Annotated in this window: 20 protein-coding genes; 8 read left to right on the forward strand and 12 right to left on the reverse strand. The window is 64.4% G+C overall.

Annotation, left to right across the window (positions count from 1 at the left end):
• Nucleotides 1–71 precede the first annotated feature (71 nt).
• Nucleotides 72–833 (forward strand): SDR family NAD(P)-dependent oxidoreductase, encoded by a 762-nt coding sequence (locus LCM4577_RS18765; RefSeq protein ID WP_071072799.1) that lies wholly within the window; start codon nt 72–74, stop codon nt 831–833.
• Nucleotides 834–942: 109 nt separating this feature from the next.
• Here LCM4577_RS18765 and LCM4577_RS18770 read toward each other — a convergent pair whose 3' ends face one another.
• Nucleotides 943–1,794: a hypothetical protein gene (locus LCM4577_RS18770; RefSeq protein WP_071072801.1), complete on the reverse strand. Its 852-nt coding sequence runs from the start codon at nt 1,792–1,794 to the stop codon at nt 943–945.
• A gap of 74 nt (nt 1,795–1,868) precedes the next feature.
• Between LCM4577_RS18770 and LCM4577_RS18775 the strand changes: the two genes are divergently transcribed.
• The 3 genes from LCM4577_RS18775 to groL all read left to right on the forward strand — a co-directional run bounded on the left by LCM4577_RS18775 (nt 1,869) and on the right by groL (nt 4,910).
• Nucleotides 1,869–2,669 (forward strand): methyltransferase type 11, encoded by an 801-nt coding sequence (locus LCM4577_RS18775; protein WP_071072848.1) that lies wholly within the window; start codon nt 1,869–1,871, stop codon nt 2,667–2,669.
• Between the two features lie 229 nt (nt 2,670–2,898).
• The gene (gene groES / locus LCM4577_RS18780; RefSeq protein WP_010915433.1) at nt 2,899–3,195 is read left to right on the forward strand and encodes a co-chaperone GroES; all 297 of its coding nucleotides are present in this window, start codon (nt 2,899–2,901) and stop codon (nt 3,193–3,195) included.
• A 62-nt stretch (nt 3,196–3,257) separates the two neighbouring features.
• A complete protein-coding gene (gene groL / locus LCM4577_RS18785) occupies nt 3,258–4,910 on the forward strand; it encodes a chaperonin GroEL (protein ID WP_071034971.1) in 1,653 nt (550 codons plus the stop codon).
• Nucleotides 4,911–5,208: 298 nt separating this feature from the next.
• Here groL and alc read toward each other — a convergent pair whose 3' ends face one another.
• The 6 genes from alc to LCM4577_RS18815 all read right to left on the reverse strand — a co-directional run bounded on the left by alc (nt 5,209) and on the right by LCM4577_RS18815 (nt 11,960).
• Complete coding sequence (gene alc / locus LCM4577_RS18790; RefSeq protein ID WP_071034972.1) at nt 5,209–6,441, reverse strand: allantoicase; 1,233 nt, start codon at nt 6,439–6,441, stop codon at nt 5,209–5,211.
• Nucleotides 6,438–7,217 carry an aspartate/glutamate racemase family protein gene (locus tag LCM4577_RS18795; RefSeq protein WP_052457674.1) on the reverse strand — a complete coding sequence of 260 codons (780 nt, stop codon included), beginning with the start codon at nt 7,215–7,217 and terminating at the stop codon, nt 6,438–6,440. The genes alc and LCM4577_RS18795 overlap by 4 nt, the downstream gene beginning before the upstream one ends.
• 1 nt (nt 7,218) lies before the next feature.
• Entirely contained in the window at nt 7,219–8,601 is a 1,383-nt protein-coding gene (gene allB, locus LCM4577_RS18800) for an allantoinase AllB (RefSeq protein ID WP_071072803.1), read from the reverse strand.
• A gap of 90 nt (nt 8,602–8,691) precedes the next feature.
• Nucleotides 8,692–10,146 (reverse strand): hypothetical protein, encoded by a 1,455-nt coding sequence (locus LCM4577_RS18805; RefSeq protein ID WP_131803474.1) that lies wholly within the window; start codon nt 10,144–10,146, stop codon nt 8,692–8,694.
• Nucleotides 10,147–10,307: 161 nt separating this feature from the next.
• Nucleotides 10,308–11,258 (reverse strand): LysR family transcriptional regulator, encoded by a 951-nt coding sequence (locus LCM4577_RS18810; RefSeq protein WP_071072807.1) that lies wholly within the window; start codon nt 11,256–11,258, stop codon nt 10,308–10,310.
• A gap of 93 nt (nt 11,259–11,351) precedes the next feature.
• On the reverse strand, nt 11,352–11,960 hold the full coding sequence (locus tag LCM4577_RS18815; RefSeq protein WP_071072808.1) for a TetR/AcrR family transcriptional regulator: 609 nt from the start codon (nt 11,958–11,960) through the stop codon (nt 11,352–11,354).
• A gap of 115 nt (nt 11,961–12,075) precedes the next feature.
• Between LCM4577_RS18815 and LCM4577_RS18820 the strand changes: the two genes are divergently transcribed.
• From LCM4577_RS18820 to LCM4577_RS18830, 3 genes are read left to right on the forward strand one after another with little or no spacing between them, the layout of a single operon-like run.
• Nucleotides 12,076–13,086: an NAD(P)-dependent alcohol dehydrogenase gene (locus tag LCM4577_RS18820; RefSeq protein WP_071072810.1), complete on the forward strand. Its 1,011-nt coding sequence runs from the start codon at nt 12,076–12,078 to the stop codon at nt 13,084–13,086.
• Nucleotides 13,087–13,125: 39 nt separating this feature from the next.
• A complete protein-coding gene (locus tag LCM4577_RS18825) occupies nt 13,126–13,560 on the forward strand; it encodes an OsmC family protein (protein WP_071072811.1) in 435 nt (144 codons plus the stop codon).
• An 18-nt stretch (nt 13,561–13,578) separates the two neighbouring features.
• The gene (locus LCM4577_RS18830; RefSeq protein WP_071072813.1) at nt 13,579–13,965 is read left to right on the forward strand and encodes a nuclear transport factor 2 family protein; all 387 of its coding nucleotides are present in this window, start codon (nt 13,579–13,581) and stop codon (nt 13,963–13,965) included.
• A gap of 72 nt (nt 13,966–14,037) precedes the next feature.
• Here the strand turns inward: LCM4577_RS18830 and LCM4577_RS18835 are convergent, their stop codons facing one another.
• Both LCM4577_RS18835 and LCM4577_RS18840 read right to left on the reverse strand, forming a co-directional pair.
• A complete protein-coding gene (locus LCM4577_RS18835) occupies nt 14,038–14,553 on the reverse strand; it encodes an OsmC family protein (protein WP_071072815.1) in 516 nt (171 codons plus the stop codon).
• A 56-nt stretch (nt 14,554–14,609) separates the two neighbouring features.
• Nucleotides 14,610–15,035 carry a GFA family protein gene (locus LCM4577_RS18840; protein WP_041012482.1) on the reverse strand — a complete coding sequence of 142 codons (426 nt, stop codon included), beginning with the start codon at nt 15,033–15,035 and terminating at the stop codon, nt 14,610–14,612.
• Between the two features lie 181 nt (nt 15,036–15,216).
• Here LCM4577_RS18840 and LCM4577_RS18845 point away from each other — a divergent pair, with 181 nt between their 5' ends.
• Nucleotides 15,217–16,236 (forward strand): AraC family transcriptional regulator, encoded by a 1,020-nt coding sequence (locus LCM4577_RS18845; protein WP_071072817.1) that lies wholly within the window; start codon nt 15,217–15,219, stop codon nt 16,234–16,236.
• On the opposite strand, the gene LCM4577_RS18850 is transcribed toward LCM4577_RS18845, so the two are convergent.
• From LCM4577_RS18850 to LCM4577_RS18860, 3 genes are all read right to left on the reverse strand, one after another.
• Nucleotides 16,233–16,844, reverse strand: coding sequence for a LysE family translocator (locus LCM4577_RS18850; RefSeq protein ID WP_071072818.1), 612 nt, complete (start codon nt 16,842–16,844; stop codon nt 16,233–16,235). The two genes, LCM4577_RS18845 and LCM4577_RS18850, sit on opposite strands and share 4 nt — an antisense overlap.
• Nucleotides 16,845–17,004: 160 nt before the next feature.
• Nucleotides 17,005–17,409, reverse strand: a complete 405-nt coding sequence (locus tag LCM4577_RS18855; RefSeq protein ID WP_083354774.1) for a YkgJ family cysteine cluster protein — start codon at nt 17,407–17,409, stop codon at nt 17,005–17,007.
• Between the two features lie 238 nt (nt 17,410–17,647).
• A complete protein-coding gene (locus tag LCM4577_RS18860; RefSeq protein WP_071034985.1) occupies nt 17,648–18,403 on the reverse strand; it encodes an SDR family NAD(P)-dependent oxidoreductase in 756 nt (251 codons plus the stop codon).
• Nucleotides 18,404–18,489 lie beyond the last annotated feature (86 nt).

An 18,489-nucleotide genomic window follows, 5' to 3' on the forward strand; every position in this document is an offset into this window, starting at 1 on the left:
ACGCAGAGCCGATTATATCAACCACTCAGGCGAGTATATGCGTCTCCATTCACACAGAAGGAGATTTCGCCATGACCACTCGCCCCATCGCCCTCATCACCGGCGGCAGCCGCGGCCTCGGCCGCAACACGGCGCTCAACCTCGCCCGCAAGGGCGTCGACGTCATCATCACCTATCGCTCGCGCGCCGACGAGGCCAAGATGACGATTGCCGAGATCGAGGTCGCCGGCGGCCGCGCCGCCGCGCTTGAACTCGACGCGGGCGCCGTCGCCAGCTTCCCGGCATTCGTTGAAGCGTTGAAGAAGACGCTTCACCAGACCTGGCAGCGCGACCGCTTCGACTATCTCGTCAACAATGCCGGCACCGGCCTGCGCAAGATGATCGCCGAGACGACCGAAGCGGAATTCGACACGCTGATGAACACCCATCTCAAAGGCGTGTTCTTCCTCACCCAGGCGCTGCTGCCGCTGATCAACGATGGCGGCCGCATCATCAACATATCGAGCGGACTGGCGCGCTTCGCCGCTCCCGGTTCGTCGGCCTATGCGATGATGAAGGGCGGCATCGAGGTGTTCACGCGCTACCTCGCCAAGGAACTCGGGCAGCGCGGCATCACCGCCAACACCGTGGCGCCCGGCGCGATCGCCACCGACTTCAACGGCGGCCATGTGCGCGACAATGCCGAGATCAACCGCATGGTGGCCGGCGTCACCGCGCTCGGCCGCGCCGGCGTCGCCGACGATATCGGGCCGATGATCGCCTCGCTGCTCTCCGACGACAATCGCTGGGTCAACGCCCAGCGGATCGAAGTGTCGGGCGGCATGAACATCTAGAGCAATTCCAGGAAAAGTGTGAGCGGTTTTCCGTCCGGAATTGCGTAAAAACAAACGGATAGGGCGCTTCACCGTTTCCGCGAAACGGTGAAGCGCCCTAGGCGATCGGTTATGAAACCTGTCGGATCAGTCCTTCGAAGCCGTCGGCAAGGTTGGCATTGCCGGCGGCGATGAAGCTCGACAGATTGCGGGCGCGACCGGGCGTCTTGTTGGCATCGAGCAGCACCGCCTTGCCCTCATGCATGACGAAATCGAATTTTCCGTAATCGAAGCCGAGCTTGCGTCTTAGCGCGCGAAGCTCGTCCGGTACCGGAACCGGCTCGCGGCGGATGGTGTCGTCGCCCTTGACGAGGCTCTGCGGCGAGACATGGCGGGTGCAGCGCTCGCGCTCGCCGCAGAAGGTCCAAAAGCGGGCGCCGAAGCCGTCGCGCTCCGGCTCGGGAATGAACTTTTCAACAACCAGGTCGCGGCGCGCGAAGACTTCGGCCGGAACGTCGGCGAGCGAAGCATGGACCTCGTACCGGTCGAACGGCTCGACCCCCGCAAACGGCTCCGGCTTGCCGGCACGCCGCGCGCGCTGGTTCAGCTGCTGCTCCGGCGTTCCCCGATGGTTGAGGCTGCTCTTGACGATGACCTTTCCCGCCCAGCGATCGTCCCTGCCAATTGCTGCACCGCTGACGCGGCGTTTCGAAATGTCGGTGGCGCCGAGGTTGAGGCAGAAGGGAAAACGGCGGGCATATTCGGCATAATCCGGCGGTGTCACCGTCACATCGAGATGCAGCACCGCGATGTCGGCGGCCGGYTTGGCCGAAATGCCCTTCAGTATCTGCACCGAATGGCCGCGGCGCTTCAGTTCTTCCAGCACGTCGAAGAGCATGTAGGGGCTGTCACGGCGCATCAGCAGCCCGCGCCGGCCCTGGAACCGGTCCAACTCATGCGTGATCACCGCGATGCGCGCCATGCTTGCCCCCACTTGGCTTGTTCAGCATCCTCTATTATTCGATCGAATACAAAGCGCTAAGCGGGTGGGCTTGCATGACGGAGCATTGGAATGCAATTCGCAGGCATTGGCAGTTGCTCGGATCGCCGCTGAGGCCGCCGCCGGAAGTCGTCGAGGCTTACGACCGCGAGCTCGGGCTTGGCCGATCGCATGTCGTCATGTTCGGCGTGACACCCGAACTCGCCGGGCTTGGCGCCACGACGACGTCGGTCGACGAGTCTTGCGACATGATCGCCGGCATTTGGCCGGGCGACACCGACACGCGCAAGGCGGTGCTAGGCGACTGGTTCGATTTGCCGTTCGGCGATGCAAGCGTCGAGGCACTGATCGGCGACGGGTGCCTCTCGGTCATCGGCGCCGCCGACTTCAGGCGCAAATTGCTTGCGTCGGTCGCGCGTACCCTGAGAGCAGACGGGCGGGCTGCCATCAGACTTTATGCTTCGCCCGAAACGCCCGACGATCCAAGGGAAGTCCGCGCCCTTGCGCTGGCCGGCGGCGTCTCGACCTTCCACGACCTCAAATGGCGCGTGGCCATGACCGCGATCGCCGGCGCGCCCGACTACACGATTCCGGTTACCGGCATCCTCGAGCAATTCGACAGGATGTTTCCCAACCGCGAAGAGTTGTCGGCTCGAACCGGATGGGAATTGCCGGTCATCGGAACCATCGACGTCTACCGGAACTCGTCTGTCGTCTACAGTTTCGCCCCCGCGGCAGCGCTGACCGAGGAAGCCCGGACCTTCTTCGATGATGTCCGGCTGGCCTCGAGCGGCACATACGGTCTGGCCGAACGCTGCCCGCTGCTGGTGCTGCGCTCGCCGAAGTGCCCGGGCTAACGGGCAGGATTGCTCGCCCATGCTTGGCGGCAGCCACCGGGTTTCTGCCCAAGGCTCCGCCGCAGAAAAATTTCGCGCCGCTTGCCCCTCGCGCGCGCCTTGACTCCGGCACGGCTCCAGCCTATTTCAGCGCCACGTTAGCACTCGCCATTGGTGAGTGCTAACTGATGTCCGGCGGCCTCGCCGGATGGAGGAACAGTTCTCACCGTTCTCATTCGAGGAAGACAACATGGCAAAGTCCAAGTTCCGCCCGCTTCATGACCGCGTGGTCGTTCGCCGGGTCGAATCCGAATCCAAGACCGCCGGCGGGATCATCATCCCGGACACGGCGAAGGAGAAGCCGCAGGAAGGCGAGATCATCGCCGTCGGCTCCGGCGCTCGCGACGAAAGCGGCAAGCTCGTGCCCCTGGACGTCAAGGCCGGCGACCGCATCCTGTTCGGCAAGTGGTCGGGCACTGAAGTCAAGCTCAATGGCGAAGACCTTCTGATCATGAAGGAATCCGACATCATGGGCATCATCGGCTGATCATCGGCCTCTCCATCAACTGAGTTTTCGGGCTCTTCCCGAGCCCCTGTCAGGAGCTAACTATGGCTGCAAAAGACGTAAAATTCTCCCGCGACGCCCGTGAGCGCATGCTGCGCGGTGTCAACATCCTCGCCGACGCGGTGAAGGTCACCCTCGGTCCGAAGGGCCGCAACGTCGTCATCGACAAGTCGTTCGGGGCCCCGCGCATCACCAAGGACGGCGTCACCGTCGCCAAGGAGATCGAACTCGAGGACAAGTTCGAGAACATGGGCGCCCAGATGGTCCGCGAAGTCGCTTCGAAGACCAACGACATCGCCGGCGACGGCACGACCACCGCGACCGTTCTCGCCCAGGCGATCGTCCAGGAAGGCAACAAGGCCGTTGCCGCCGGCATGAACCCGATGGACCTCAAGCGCGGCATCGACCTCGCCGTCGGTGAAGTCGTCACCGCTCTCGGCAAGGCCGCCAAGAAGATCAAGACCTCCGAGGAAGTCGCGCAGGTCGGCACGATCTCGGCCAATGGCGACGAGTCGGTCGGCAAGATGATCGCGGAAGCGATGCAGAAGGTCGGCAACGAAGGCGTCATCACCGTCGAGGAAGCCAAGACCGCCGAGACCGAGCTGGAAGTCGTCGAAGGCATGCAGTTCGACCGCGGCTACCTCTCGCCCTACTTCGTCACCAACGCCGACAAGATGGTCGCCGATCTGGAAGACGCCTACATCCTGCTGCACGAGAAGAAGCTCTCCAACCTGCAGGCCATGCTGCCGGTCCTGGAAGCCGTCGTTCAGACCTCGAAGCCGCTGCTCATCATCTCCGAAGACGTCGAAGGCGAGGCCCTGGCCACGCTGGTCGTCAACAAGCTGCGTGGCGGCCTGAAGATCGCCGCCGTCAAGGCTCCGGGCTTCGGTGACCGCCGCAAGGCCATGCTGGAAGACATCGCCATCCTGACCGGTGGCCAGGTCATCTCGGAAGACCTCGGCATCAAGCTCGAGAATGTCGGCCTCAACATGCTCGGCCGCGCCAAGAAGGTGTCGATCTCCAAGGAGAACACCACCATCGTCGACGGCGCCGGCAAAAAGGCCGAGATCCAGGGCCGCGTCGCCCAGATCAAGCAGCAGATCGAGGAAACCACCTCGGACTACGACAAGGAGAAGCTGCAGGAACGTCTGGCGAAGCTCGCCGGCGGCGTTGCCGTGATCCGCGTCGGCGGTGCGACCGAAGTGGAAGTGAAGGAAAAGAAGGACCGCGTTGACGACGCGCTCAACGCGACCCGTGCGGCCGTGGAAGAGGGCATCGTCGCCGGCGGTGGCGTGGCGCTGCTGCGCGCCTCGGCCAACGTCAAGGCCACCGGCGCCAATGCGGACCAGGCCGCTGGCATCGCCATCGTCCGTCGCGCCCTGCAGGCTCCGGCCCGCCAGATCGCTTCGAACGCCGGTGCTGAAGCCTCGATCGTCGCGGGCAAGATCCTCGAGAACAAGGCGCAGACCTACGGCTACAACGCCCAGACCGGCGACTATGGCGACATGATCGCCATGGGCATCGTCGACCCGGTCAAGGTCGTGCGCACGGCTCTCCAGGACGCGGCCTCGGTCGCCGGCCTGCTGGTCACCACCGAAGCCATGATCGCCGAAGCTCCGAAGAAGGAAGCTGCCGGCGGCATGCCGGGCGGCATGCCCGGCGGCGGCATGGGTGGCATGGGCGGCATGGACTTCTAATTGACGAATGATCCCGAAAAGTTGCAGACTTTTCGGACAAGATCATTCGCAATCGGAAGTCCATAAAGCACGCCCATCAACTAACATTGCTCAAGCCCGCAAGCGGGCTTGAGTGGCGGCATGGACTTCTAGTCCAGGCTATCCAGCTGACGCATATGGAAAGGGCGCCGAAAGGCGCCCTTTTTGTTTGCGAAGGATTTGCCAGCGCGATCAGCGTTTGATCGGCATTCCGAAACGAAATTGCATCGCCGTGAAAATAAGTCGCCGCAGCGCCTTCAGGCTGAGCGCCAGCTTTCCTTCAGGCTTCATCGCCCGGTCCATCCAGCATGGACTTCACGCCGACTGAACCGACACCAGCGAAAGAAGCGATGCCCCCTTCCGCCAGAGGTCGTGCAGCGATCAGCCGTTCCGCGAGGTCGCGGGCCACACCCTGCTCCGCAAGCACCTGCATGGCCTGTCCCGCCGGCAGCGCGTTGAACCAGCGATAGCCGGCGACGCGACGCGCGGCGGGGTCGACCTTGCCCAACAGCCTCACCCGCGAGATGCCGCCATCGGGATAGGCATCGAGCCTGACGTAAGAAACCGGCTCGCTCGTTTCCGCCACACGGAAGACATGGCGTGTGTCCGGCTGAAGCAGCCGGCGCGTAAGCAGCGGCTGCCAGCCATCGTCGCCAGGCAGCGCCTCCCCCGCGCCGGAGAGCGCTACCTCGGCGGAAGCATTGTATTTGAAATGCGCGGTGTCGATCTCGACCAGCCTGACATGGCCCGGCAGCGCCAGGCGGATGATGGCATGGTCATTGCCGTCGTCGCGACGGCGGCGCGTTTCCCAGCCGTCGCCCATGTTGCGGGCCTTGTCGGGACGGTTGAGCATCGCGGCCGAGGTGTAGAAGCCGTCGCTGCTGGTCACCACCTGGCCGCCATGGTCCTGGCTGGCGAGGTCGATAGTGAGACCGTCGAACGTCCGCGGGTCAGGCAGGACATGGCCGTAGACGCGCAGCCTGGCGATGCCGCCGTCTGGAAAGGCGGAGAGGCGCACATGGGTGAAGCGACGGCGGTCGGAAACGTCGAAGCGATTGTGCGCGTCGCCCTTGAGCGGCGAACGCGGCACGATCTCGATCCATTCGGTCTCGGCCGATTGCAGCGCCTTCGGGCTGGGATAGGCTTCGACGCCGCAGGCCTCCATGCGGCATGTGGTCGGAAAATTGCCGGTGAAGAAGGACGTATCGACATCGATGCCGGTGATGATGCCGGCAGCACCCAGCCGGATCAGCGCCCAATCGTGGCCGGGCTCGCGGCGCCGCTTCGTCTCCCAGCCGTCGACGATCTCGCCGCGCGGTCCATAATTGCCCGGGATGAAAGCGGATGGCGTCGGCGTAAGCAGGCTCTCCTTCTCGCCGAAGGACTCATCGCTCGCGGCGAGCACGCTGCCACCCAGCCAGCGCGAGGCAAGATCGACCTCCGCAGCGAAATCCTCCTTCAGCTCGGGCATGGCGTAAGCATCATGCGCCGGGCCTTTCTCGATCATGTTCATCGCCGGCCTCCCGCGCGCAGCGCCAACCCTTGCGGACGTGGCCCCAATCCCAACGCCTCCGACAGCGGCCAGCCGTCGATGCGCTTGGCCTCCGGCTTCGCGTAGGTCGAGACCTTACTGGTCTTGAGCCCGAGGCCGACGACCGCCTCGGCCAGCCGCACCGCGGCCGCCACACCGTCGATGACCGGCACGCCGAGCTCGGATGTGATCGCTTCCTCCAGGCCGGCCATTCCGGCGCAACCAAGGCAGATCACCTCGGCATGATCGTGCTCGACCGCCTTGCGCGCCTCCTCGACGATGGAGCGCATGGCGCCGGCGGGATCCTGATCGACCTCCAGCGTGGTCATGCCGTTGGCGCGAACCGAGGCGCAGCGGTCGGCAAGGCCGGAAAGCCGCAGTCGGTCCTCGATCGGCGGCACCGAACGCCGCAAGGTGGTGACGACCGAATAGCTGCGGCCGATCATCATCGCCATATGGGCGGAGGCCTCGCAGATCTCGATGACCGGCTGCTCGATCAGTTCCTGCAGCCCATCGCGGCCATGCTCGCCGAAACCGGCCATGACCACAGCATCGAACGGCTCATCATAGGCAAGCACGCGGTCCATGACGGCGACGGCCGAAATGTAGCTCTCGAAGTTGCAGTCCACCGCTTCGGGTCCGAAGAAGGGCGTCAGCGTGACGATGTCGGTGCCGGGGGATGCGGCGGTCTTGGCGGCCGCGTCGATGACATCGGACATCGACTGGCTGGTGTTGACGTTGACGACCAGGATCTTCATCTCAGGCACTCCTTCTCAATTCTTGTGTCCGGCTTTCCTCTCCGGCCTGCGCTTTTCTGGCGATCAGTTCACCCATCGGGTGGCCGAAAAGGTCGATGCGCCGGCCGCGCAGGAAGGTTCCCTGCACCACGCCGCTCAGCGTCCTGCCGGCATAGGGGGTAATCGGATGGCGGTGGTGCAGGCTGGCTGCATCGACGACGAATTCGGCATCGGGTGAAAACAGTGTGAAGKCGGCGTCGCAGCCGGTCGCGATGCGGCCCTTATGCGCCAAGCCGGTGAGCGCGGCGGGGCGCTCAGCCATCCAGCGAGCGACGTCCGCCAGCGAATGGCCGCGCTTGCGCGCCTCACTCCAGGTCACGGGCAGGCCGAGCTGCAGCGAGGAGATGCCGCCCCAGGCGGCGCCGAAATCGCCGGAGGCCAGTTCCTTCATCTCAGGCGTGCAGGGCGAATGGTCCGAGACGATCATGCTGATCGTGCCGTCCCCGACGCCACCCCAGAGCCTCTCACGGTTGACAGCTTCGCGCACCGGCGGGCCAACCTTGGCGGCGGTCGCGCCCTTGCCGATCTCCTCGGCGCAAAGCGCAAGGTAGTGCGGGCAGGTCTCGACGCTGAGCCTAACGCCGTCGGCGATCGCCGAAGCGATCATCGGCAGCGCGTCGGCGCTGGACAGATGAAGGATATGCGCGCGGGCGCCGCTGGCGCGGGCCGCCTCGATCACCTCGGCGATCGCCAGGTTCTCGATGCCTTTGGGGCGCGAGGCGAGGTAGCCGGCATAGCGGTGGGTGTGGACCTCCGGCATCGCGGCCATCGCGTCGGCGCTCTCTGCATGGACGATGAAGAGCGAGCCGAGGCCGGCGACGACATCCATCACCTTGCGCATATGCGCGGGCGTGATACCCGGAAAATCGTCGGTGCCGGTATCGCAGAGGAAGGATTTGAAGCCGAGCACGCCGGCGGCGTGCAGCTTCGGCAGGTCGTCGAGGTTCGACGGGATGGCGCCGCCCCAGAAGCCGACATCGACATGGCATTGGCCGGCGGCGGCCTCGAGCTTGGCGGCAAATGCCTCGAGCGTCACGGTGGTCGGTACGCTGTCCAACGGCATGTCGACCAGTGTGGTGATGCCGCCAGCCGCCGCCGCGCGGGTCGCGGTCAGAAAGCCTTCCCATCCGGTGTTGCCGGGTTCGCAGATATGGACGTGGCTGTCGACTAGGCCGGGCAGCAGCACGGTATCGGCATCGAGTGTGACGGTTTCCCGGGCGTTGTCCGGAGCATCAAGCGCGGCGACACGGACGATCTTGCCGCCGACGGCGCCGACCGACACGGCGCGCTCGCCTTCAGGCAAGATGGCGCGCGGGGCGCGGATGAGGAGATCGAGGGATGTCATGGCAATTCCTCCCGTGCGGCCTGCCGCGACGGACACTGGAGCTTGGATCCCCGTCCGGAGGCTGGCTGCAGCCTCCGGACAGATTGTGCCTCAGATGCGGGCGAAGCCGAGCAAGGCCTTCACGTCGGCCCGCTTGTGGACCAGCGTCACGCCGATCAGGTAGACGACCGCGCCAGTCAGCCAGGCCTGGAGAGCCGGGAAGCCGATATAGTCGCTGTTGATCGCCGGGATGAGGCCCGCGGTGTAGACGCCGGCGACCGTGCCGGCGGCCAGGGCTACCACGCCCGRCCAGTTGGCGATGCCGAGCTCGCTCCAGTTGGCGACGCGATACATCGGCCGCTTGATGCCGAACAGCCAGGGCAGCAGGAAAAGGTCGATCGCCATGATCGTGCTTGCGACCGGAACCGTGGTCGAGCCGATGCTGGTGACGAGGTTGAACGTGTCCTGCAGGTTGGGCAAGTAGAAGGTGAGCACGGCCGCGATGAGGCCGAGGCCGACGACGGTGTACTGGCGCTTCCAGCCGCGGATGCCGGAGAGAACGTTCTGCGCGCCGTTGACGGCGATGTAGAGGTTGCCGTCCTGCACCGCCCACTGGTTGATGACGATGACGGCGATGCCGAGCAGCGCGCTGCCGAACATGGTGAAGTTGACGAAGTAGCTGATGCTCGGGCCGAAATCGGGCTGGTTGGAGAGCGCCGCGATCATGTAGCCCATGACCGGGAAGAGCAGCGCGCCAACCAAATAGGAAATGACGATGGTCGGGATGTTCCACCAGGAGGCGCGGCCGACCTTGGCGTAGCGGAAGAAGTCCGGCTCATTGCCCCAGGTGGACAGGCCGACCATCGAGCCGATCACCATGATCATGGCGGTCTTGTTGTCGACATGCGGCACCGCCGCCAGCACGTCATGCGAGACGGTGGTGAAGGCAAGGATGGTGGCGAAGATGCCCCAGACCAGGATAACCGGCACGGCGACGAACTGAGCGAAGCGCTGCACGCCCTCGAAGCCGAAATAAGTGTTGACGATCATCACTATAGCCAGCAACGCCGTGATGATGCCGACCGCCGGCAGCGTCATCAGCCCTCCGGCGATGTCGATGATGAACTTCACCGTGAACAGGTAGAAGGCCATGCCGTTGACCACCAGGAGCAGCGAGACGAGGCCGCTGCCGATGGTGCCGAAGATGCTGCGGGCCATCACCGAATGAGTCTGGCCAGTGGCGGCGCCAGCATTGGCAGAGCCGATGCAATAGAGGCTCATGACGGCCGCCGCGATCAGCATCGCCACAGTCAGTTCGGAAAGCGTCAATCCCTGGAAGCGCGCGCCATAACCGACCAGCACGGTGCCGAACACAGCCTGCATCGACAGGAACTGCGCCAGCATGCGGAWGTTGGAACGCCGCTTTGCCTGCGGCACCACGGATTCGGTATAGTCGGCAAGGTCCGCCTCGGTGACGGACAGGATCGTCTCGACGCTGTCGGCAATCGCCGGCTGCGCCTCGCCCGGCAATGGCTGCCTGGGCGAAGTCGGTGTTTGCAAGGTCATCTCAGTATCCCCTTTGCGAGGTGTTCCCCTGGTCGACATGCCAGCCCGTCTTCGCCTTACGGCAGCATCAACGGAACCGATGCAATGTCGCCATGCGTGACCATGAAACCCCGATTTCTTCCCTTCAACGCCCAAAGATCGAACGTTAAGCATTAATCAGATCAATGCTTTCCTACCACCGGCTGCGTCCGCTCGACGATCTCGGCGATGAAAAGGTCACGCGCGATGTGTTCCGGGCTCTGCGGGTCGGTGACGATGAAGATGTCGTTGCGAGGCACGTCGCCACCGGCGATCAGCGGCCACAACCGTCCGGCCTCGACGTCGGTTTGCGCGTAGCCTTCCGGCAGGAAGCAGAGGCCGATGCCGAGGATCGCTAGYCGTTTGGCTTCCTCGAGATGATCGGACATGCCGGCGATGTTGCGGCCGAACCCATGCTCGAGCCGAAACTGAGTGAGCTCGTCGCCCTCGTCGGCGCCGGTCAGCACGAAGGCTTCCTTCGCCAGATCCTCAGGATCGGCGATGCTCTTGCCAAAAAGCCTGTGCGGCCTTCCGCAATAGGGGCGATGGATCTCGGTGAAGAGGTGAAGGTAGGCTAGCTCCGCGCGCTTCACCCGCGAAGGCGAGATGCCGACGTCGATCCTATGCTGGATGAGCGAGTTGACCACTTCGGTCCAGGCTGCGACCTCGACGATCAGCTCGACAGCCGGATATTTGGCATGGAAAGCGGCGATCGCCTCATCAAGCGCCGGCGCGACGAGGTTGGAGACCAACATCACTCGCAAATGTCCGCGTATCTCGGACTTGAGGTCCGAGAGCTTCGCCGGGATTTCACGGATCGCGCCGGCGAATTCCCGGCAGTGCTCGGCAAGAATGCGGCCCTCCTCCGTCAGCTCGAAGCCGGTCGGGCCACGATGGCAGAGCGTGACGCCAAGCCTTTCCTCCAGGCGCCGCAGCGCGAGGCTCAGCGCCGGCTGCTTGCGGTTAAGCTCCTGCGCCGCCTTGGTCACCGAGCGGGCATTGGCGATCTCATGGAAGAACTTCAGCAGGTTCCAGTCGAGATTCCTGGCGAATTGCGGTCCGCGAACCGCCTGATCCGACTGTCTGCGCCCCAATGCCTGCTCCTGAAGCCACTTCGCCGGCCGCCCGTTGCGGCAAGACCCGGCAAGTTAAGCCGATATTTTCGGAGCCGGCAAAGCCCTTTGCCTTCAAACGGTAGCGTCAGCTTGCTTCGCCACCTTGCCGGCGAGCACGGCCTGCTCGACAAGCGCCGCCACCTCATCGGCGACAACGCTGACCGGGGTACGGTCGCGGGTGGCGCGGGCGATCACCATCAGGCCTTCGAGCGAGGATTCGACCAACAGCGCCAGCGCCTGCGCGCGCCGCTCCGGCACCCCTGCCCTGACGAATGCCTGGCGCAGCAATCCGATCCACTGCTCGAAGGCCGAGCGGCAGATTTCAGCCAGGTCCGGAACATCGTTCGGCGCGTCGAGCACGACCGGCGCCACCGGGCAGCCGAGCGAGAATTCGTTCTCCTCCAGCATGCGCGCGACCGACTGGTAGATGTGGCGGACGGCAACGGCGGGATCGCTTTCCTCCGAGAGCGCCGCGCCCAGCCGCTCGGTCACGTCGGCCACGCTGGCGCGCGTCACCTCAATGACAAGCTGATCCTTGCCGCCGGGGAAGTGGAAATAGAGCGAACCGCGCGGCGCGCCGCTGGCGCTCAAGATGTCGTTCAGCGACGTGCCGTGATAGCCGCGCTGCCGGATGAGCAGCGCCGTCGCCTCGATCATGCGGGTGCGTGTGTCCGTCGCCACCTCGACCTCTCGAATGTCAACCTCTGTCAGGAGTGCGCATTATAGGGCTTGCCGTTAATATGACAATCGGTCTACATAATATGTAAATCGGTCTACATATTCCGGAGGCAAAAAAATGCGGACTTATCGGCTCGACGAATTCGGCGACGTCGAGAAGCTGTCGATGCGCGAGATACCAATGCCCGAGCCGGGGGCAAACCAGATCCTGGTGCGTGTTCGCGCCACCTCGCTCAACCGCCGCGACACGATGATCCTCAACGGCACCTATCCGCTCACGCCACGCGCGGGCATCGTGCCGCTGAGCGACGGCGCCGGCGAAGTGGTGGCCGTGGGCGATGGCGTGACGCGCTTTGCTGTCGGCGACCGCGTCACCGGCAGCTACTTCGCGCGTTGGGTCGACGGCCGCATGCATCCGGGCATCGTCGACCAGCTGGGCTGCACGCTGGACGGCATGCTCTCCGAATATGCATTGCTCGACGAGCAATGGGCGGTGCGGCTGCCCGACCATCTCTCATGGCAGGAAGCTGCGACCTTCACCTGCGCCGGGCTGACCGCCTGGAGCGCGCTGACGGGTTCCGAAATTCCGAAGCCGGGACAATGGGTTCTGGTGATCGGTTCAGGTGGCGTTGCGCTGTTTGCGCTGCAGTTCGCCAAGCTCATGGGCTGCCGCGTCGCCGCCGTCACCTCCCGCGCCGAGAAAGCCGACAGGTTGCGGGCGCTCGGCGCAGACCTTGTCATCGCCGCAGCCGAAACGCCGGAATGGGGTATGAAGCTGCGCGAAGCGACCGGTGGCATCGACCTGGCCGTCGAGACCGGCGGTCCGGCGACCTTCGCGCAGTCGCTGATCGCCAGCGCGCTCTACGGGCGCATCGTGCTGCTCACCGTGCAGGACCAGAACGGCAAATCGGTTGAGATTCCAGGCGCCGTCTACCAGCGCAGCCTCGTCACCATCGGCCGCCTGTTCGTCGGCAGCCGCAACGGGCTGGAGGCAATGCTCGCCGCCGTCGCCACCCACCGGCTGAAACCGGTCATCGACAAGGTCTTTCCATTCRCCGAGGCGCGCGAGGCCTACCGACATTTCCAGCAGGGGGATGTCTTCGGCAAGGTCGTCATCGATGGCGCATAACCACCGCATTTTTTCGCAAAACCAGAAAGGAGATCAGCCATGACAATCCGCGAAGCCTCGGCCGAATGGCAGGGCACGCTCAAGGAGGGATCCGGCCGGTTGCGGCTGGGCAGCGGCGTGTTCGAAGGCGCCTATTCCTTCCCATCCCGTTTTGAAAACGGCCCGGGCACCAACCCGGAAGAACTCATCGCGGCCGCGCATGCCGGCTGCTTCTCAATGGCACTCAGCGCCATACTCGGCGGCGAGGGCCATACGGCCGAGAGCATCCACACGATCGCCAAGGTGCATCTCGGTGCGACCACGGCCGGGCCGACGATCACCTGCATCGAGCTCGAAACGGAGGCCGACGTCGCCGGCATATCGGCCGAGGATTTCGAGCGGCTGGCGCAAAAGGCCAAGGCCRCCTGCCTCGTCTCGCGGGCGCTGGCCGGCGTCGCAGCCATTACGCTCAAGGCGAGCCTCATAGCTCAATGAAACGAACGGAGAAATCCAATGACCCAGGAACAGATCATCGACATCGCCGCAGCCAAGCGCTCCGCCGAGACGGCGGAAATCATGCGGCGCTACAATAACGTGTTCCAGCGTCACGATCCGGCGGCACTGGACGAATTGGTGGCGCAGGACTGCGTGATCGAGAACACCACGCCGGCGCCGGACGGYGCTCGCCGCATCGGCAAGGCGGCTTGCGTCGAATTGTGGTCGGCGATCGCCACCGGGCCCGGAACACGCTTCGATCTCGAAGAAACATTCGTCGCCGGCGACCGCGCCACGATCCGCTGGCGCTTCTGGACGGCCGACGGCAATTCGCTGCGCGGCGTCAATCTGATACGTGTCGCGGATGGCAAAATCGTCGAGGCGATGGGCTATGTGAAGGGATAGGGCCTGGCGCGGAAAGCCACGCTCAGGCCGAGCCCGGAACCTGCCCGTCAGGATCTCGGTTCCGGGCAAGTCTTACGAGACCACTCTGTTGAGCTTCACGAAGGTCTTTGGGCTGCGCTGGATGGTCTGGAAGATCACGCAGTAGCGATCGGTGAGCTCCATGAGCTGGGTCAGCCGGCTTTGCTCGACATCCGACTCGATGTCGAAGCGAAGGCGGATTTCCTTGAAGCCGACCGGCACGCCTTCGGTGAYGCCGAGCGTGCCGCGCAGGTCGACGTCGCCCTCGGCGGAGATTTCCGCCGATTTGATCGGGATCTCGAGCACGGCAGCCGCGGCCCGCATCGAGACGCCGGCGCACGCGATCAGCGCCTCCAGCAGCATGTCGCCGGAACAAAGCTCCCGGCCGCTGCCGCCCGCCTTCGGATGGATGCCGGCAAGCGCAAGCCCGCGTCCGGTCTCAACCTTGCAGGTCACTTTGGAATCGTCGGCACTGCCCTTGGCCTTCAAGGTAAGAAGCGCGGCCCGCGCGTCCTTGCGATAAAGATCCTTGATCGGTTCCTGCGTGGCGCGAAACGTCGCGATATCCATTCAAATTCTCCTGTCGTGAATTGCGGTTTTCTGAAATCGTCGGCCATCGTCCGGACCTATTCCGGGACGGCGATGCCTGAGCCGCCGAGCTCGGCGGGAAAATCCTGAAGCTTCGGCAGCCCGTCCTTCATCGGCAGCACCGTCTCGGCGTAGTTGACGTGGACCGCCGGCGTGAATTCGACCGTCGGTATGGTGGCCGCATAGACGTCGACCAGCCCGAGCGGCGGGTGATCCGTCATCAGATGGCCGCCACACTTGGTGCAGAACTGGCGGTCGCTCATCGCGGACTTCTCGAAGCCGGACAGAAACTCCGCGCCCTTGGTGACCTTGACGTTCCCGGGCTTCCACAGCGTGAAGGCGTTCACCGGAGACGCCGACCACGAACGGCAGGAACTGCAATGGCAGTAGCCCATCGCCTCGGCGGTTCCATGGACTTCTATTTCCACGGCGCCGCAAAAACACCCGCCCTTATGTACCGTCATGACTTTCGTCCTTTTTCTTTCGTTGCGTTCGATCGCGCGGAGCGTCCACAGAAGACAGCTCCTGACGCCGGTTGGGATTTAAAGCTTCCGGCCGGAGACGGAATGACGGGGCGTCCGCGTTCGTTGACAGCGCGTCCGGAACTCGAATGGAATGCCGCGCAGCTCGCGAGAAAGGGGGGGAATGGCCGGGGACGCTCTATCGGATCTTTTGAAAACGGTGCGCCTCACCGGCGCGACGTTTTTCGACATCGAGGCCCAGGACCCTTGGGCGGTGTGCTCGCCTGCGCCCGCCTCGATACTGCCGAGGATACTCCCGGGCGCCGATCATCTGATTTCCTATCACGTGCTGACGTCCGGCCGTTGCTTTGCCCGCATCGTCGGCCAGGAGGCTATCCCGGTGGAAGCCGGCGAGGTCGTGGTCTTCACCCACAGCGACCCGCACATCATGTCGAGCACGCCCGATCTCCGGGCCGATCCGCCGGCGGCGGATGTGCTGGAGATCGCGGCCGCAAGCCAGACGCCCTTCCCGATCAACTACGTGAAGGACGGACCGCTGTCGGCACGGCTGGTCTGCGGCTATCTCGCCTGCCATGCCCTTCCCTTCAATCCGCTCCTCGAAGCGCTGCCGCCCGTCATCAAGGCCGGAGACGTCGAAGGTGACGGCGGCTGGCTCGGCCAGTTCATCAGGCTGGCGGTCTCGGAAGTGGCCGAGAAGCGGGCCGGCAGCGAAACGGTGCTGACCAAGCTCAGCGAACTGATGTTCGTCGACGTGCTGCGCCGCTATGTGGAGTCACTACCCCCGCAACAAACCGGCTGGCTGGCGGGCCTGCGCGATCCGCATCTGGCGAAGGCGCTGGCGCTGATCCACGACCGTCCGGCCCACAATTGGACGGTGGAGGCGCTGGCCAGGGAGTCCGCGCTGTCGCGCACGGTGCTGGCGGAGCGATTCACCAAAATCGTCGGCATGCCGCCGATGCACTATCTCGCCAAATGGCGGATGCAAATCGCCTCGGAACTGCTGAGCGCCGGCAACAGCAACGTCGCCAGCATCGCGGCGGACATCGGCTATGAGTCCGAAGCCGCGTTCAGCCGCGCCTTCAAGAAGATGATCGGCGTCCCACCTTCGGCCTGGCGGCTCGGCGTCCGGGCCGCGGCCGGCTCTGGAAGCGATCAGCTTTCCGGAACCGGATCAGAGATCTAGCGATCCGCCAGCGCCAGCTTGGCGCCGAGCATGACGAAGGCGGCAGCGAAGCTGCGGCGCATCCAGGTCAGCACCTTCGGCCGCGTCACGATATGGCTGCGCACCGAAGCCGCGAACACGCCGTAGACGGCGAAGATGACAAAGGTCATCAGCATGAAGACGCCGGAGAGCTCCAGCATCTTGGGCAGCGCGTGCGGCTCGGTTGTGCTGACGAATTGCGGCAGGAAGGCGAAAAAGAAGATCGACAGTTTCGGGTTGAGCACGTTGACCAGGATCCCGGTGGTGATGGTCCTTGCGGTTGAGCGCGGCGCGGCATCCTCGTCGATGCTCAAGCCGCCCTTCTCCTTCAGCGTGTTCCAGGCCATGTAGAGCAGGTAGGCGACGCCGAGATATTTCAGCGTCTCGAAGGCGACGGCGCTTGTGTGCAGCACAGCGGCGAGGCCGGTGATGGCGGCCGCCATATGCGGGATGATGCCCAGCGTGCAGGCGAAGGCGGCGACGATCGAGGCGCGCGCGCCGCGCGAAAGGCCGGCGCTCAGCGTGTAGAGGACGCCGGTGCCGGGCGAGGCCACGATGATCAGCGACGTCAACAGGAATTCGATGCTCATGGATTTCCTCCGCGGCCCTTGCCGGCCGGGGAAGGTATCGGGAGGCGTGGGTTGAGGCAAGCGGGGGGAGAGCGTGATCTCCCCCCTTGTGGGGGAGATGGCCGGCAGGCCAGAGGGGGGCGCGAAGGAATGCGGCCTCTCAGTTTCCTCTTTTTGAAATCTACTCGGATGTCCGATCGAAGCTCGCCTGAACCGCCGGCGGGACAGCGCCCCCCTCTGCCCTGCCGGGCATCTCCCCCACAAGGGGGGAGATTGGCAGTTGCAGCCCGTGCGCCGCCCGCGCCATAAGGCAGTCGGCGCCGCCGGGCATGCAGGCGCGGCAGACATCGGGACGGAGATCATAGATGCCGCAGGCCGTATGCTTGCCGACCTCGCCGGTGAGCGCCGCGCACCGCGCGCCCTCGCAGCGCATTCCTGACTGGTCGGCCGCGACCAGCTCCGCCGGAATGCGGTCGAGTTGCTCATCCTCCTCGGTCGAAAAGCGTGGCCAGTCGGCCGCGTAGGAACAGCAGGCGCCGCAGCTCTGACAATCGAAGGCGGCGCTTTGCGAAAGCGATAAGGTGATGGCGGGGTCGAGCGGCAAGGCAATTCCTCATGCGTCCCTTGTCTTGACGCAGGATCGGGACGTTCGTCCATCCTTCAACGCAATTTTTTCGGCAGCACGATTTTTTCGCTTTTGCGGGGAACTCTTTCGCCGGCTACCGGTTTTATCCTTGCTGTCAGCAGTTCGAGAGCAATCGAGAAAGGTTGACGGCAAAAAGACGCCTCCCGCGTGTAAAAGCGCGAGAGGCGTTTTTCGTTGTTCAGCGTTCTTGATCGGTCGGGCGGATAAGTATCTCGTTGACGTTGACCCTGGGCGGCTGGCTGACGGCATAGAAAATAGCGTTCGCGATATCCTCGGCGGTCAGCGCTTCCATCGTGGCGAGGCGATGTTCAAGCCCGGCCTTCGATTGCGCGTTGGTGATGTGGTCGCCGAGCTCGGTGCGCACCAGGCCTGGCTCGATGACGGTGACGCGCACCTTGTCGGCATAGACCTCCCGGCGCAGCGATTCCGAAAAAGCCACCACCCCGAACTTGGTCGCCGCGTAGCCAGTCGCGCCCGGATTGGCAACGCGGCCGGCGACCGAGGAGACGTTGACGATATGGCCCTTCGAGGCCTTGAGATGCGGCAGCGCCGCTTTGGTGGTGGCCATCAGGCCGATCAGGTTGAGCTCGATCATTCGTCGCCAGTCGTCGAGATCGGCTTCGGCCGCGGGGGCAAGCAGCATGACGCCGGCATTGTTGACGAGGATGTCGAGTCGCCCCCATTCGGATACGACCTTGTCGACCATCGCGACAATGTCGCTGGCCTTGGCAATATCGGCTTCAATGGCGAGAGCGACGCCACCCGCCTTCTCGATGCGGGCAACCAGTGCTTCGAGGCGATCGGCGCGACGGGCGGCGACCGCGACTTTCGCCCCGGCCGCGGCAAGAACTGCGGCGGTGGCCTCGCCGATGCCCGACGAGGCGCCGGTGACGAGCGCTACCTTGCCCGTGAGTGCTGAATTTGCGGATGTCATGAGAAATCTCCAGATGCCCGGCCCGTTCCTTCACATAGGCCGCGCGGCCGAAGCGTGAAGCCCGCCATCGGACCAGTTGACGCGAT

The organism is Mesorhizobium sp. LCM 4577, from assembly GCF_001854795.2.
In the GTDB taxonomy this organism is placed as follows: Bacteria; Pseudomonadota; Alphaproteobacteria; order Rhizobiales; family Rhizobiaceae; genus Mesorhizobium; species Mesorhizobium plurifarium.

Excerpts from the sequence above, each read along its gene's own strand:
- LCM4577_RS18765 (WP_071072799.1), top strand. The coding sequence starts at position 72 with ATGACCACTCGCCCCATCGCCCTCATCACCGGCGGCAGCCGCGGCCTC.
- LCM4577_RS18775 (WP_071072848.1), top strand. The coding sequence starts at position 1,869 with ATGACGGAGCATTGGAATGCAATTCGCAGGCATTGGCAGTTGCTCGGA.
- groES (WP_010915433.1), top strand. The coding sequence starts at position 2,899 with ATGGCAAAGTCCAAGTTCCGCCCGCTTCATGACCGCGTGGTCGTTCGC.
- groL (WP_071034971.1), top strand. The coding sequence starts at position 3,258 with ATGGCTGCAAAAGACGTAAAATTCTCCCGCGACGCCCGTGAGCGCATG.
- alc (WP_071034972.1), bottom strand. The coding sequence starts at position 6,441 with ATGAACATGATCGAGAAAGGCCCGGCGCATGATGCTTACGCCATGCCC.
- LCM4577_RS18795 (WP_052457674.1), bottom strand. The coding sequence starts at position 7,217 with ATGAAGATCCTGGTCGTCAACGTCAACACCAGCCAGTCGATGTCCGAT.
- LCM4577_RS18840 (WP_041012482.1), bottom strand. The coding sequence starts at position 15,035 with ATGACGGTACATAAGGGCGGGTGTTTTTGCGGCGCCGTGGAAATAGAA.
- LCM4577_RS18845 (WP_071072817.1), top strand. The coding sequence starts at position 15,217 with ATGGCCGGGGACGCTCTATCGGATCTTTTGAAAACGGTGCGCCTCACC.
- LCM4577_RS18850 (WP_071072818.1), bottom strand. The coding sequence starts at position 16,844 with ATGAGCATCGAATTCCTGTTGACGTCGCTGATCATCGTGGCCTCGCCC.
- LCM4577_RS18860 (WP_071034985.1), bottom strand. The coding sequence starts at position 18,403 with ATGACATCCGCAAATTCAGCACTCACGGGCAAGGTAGCGCTCGTCACC.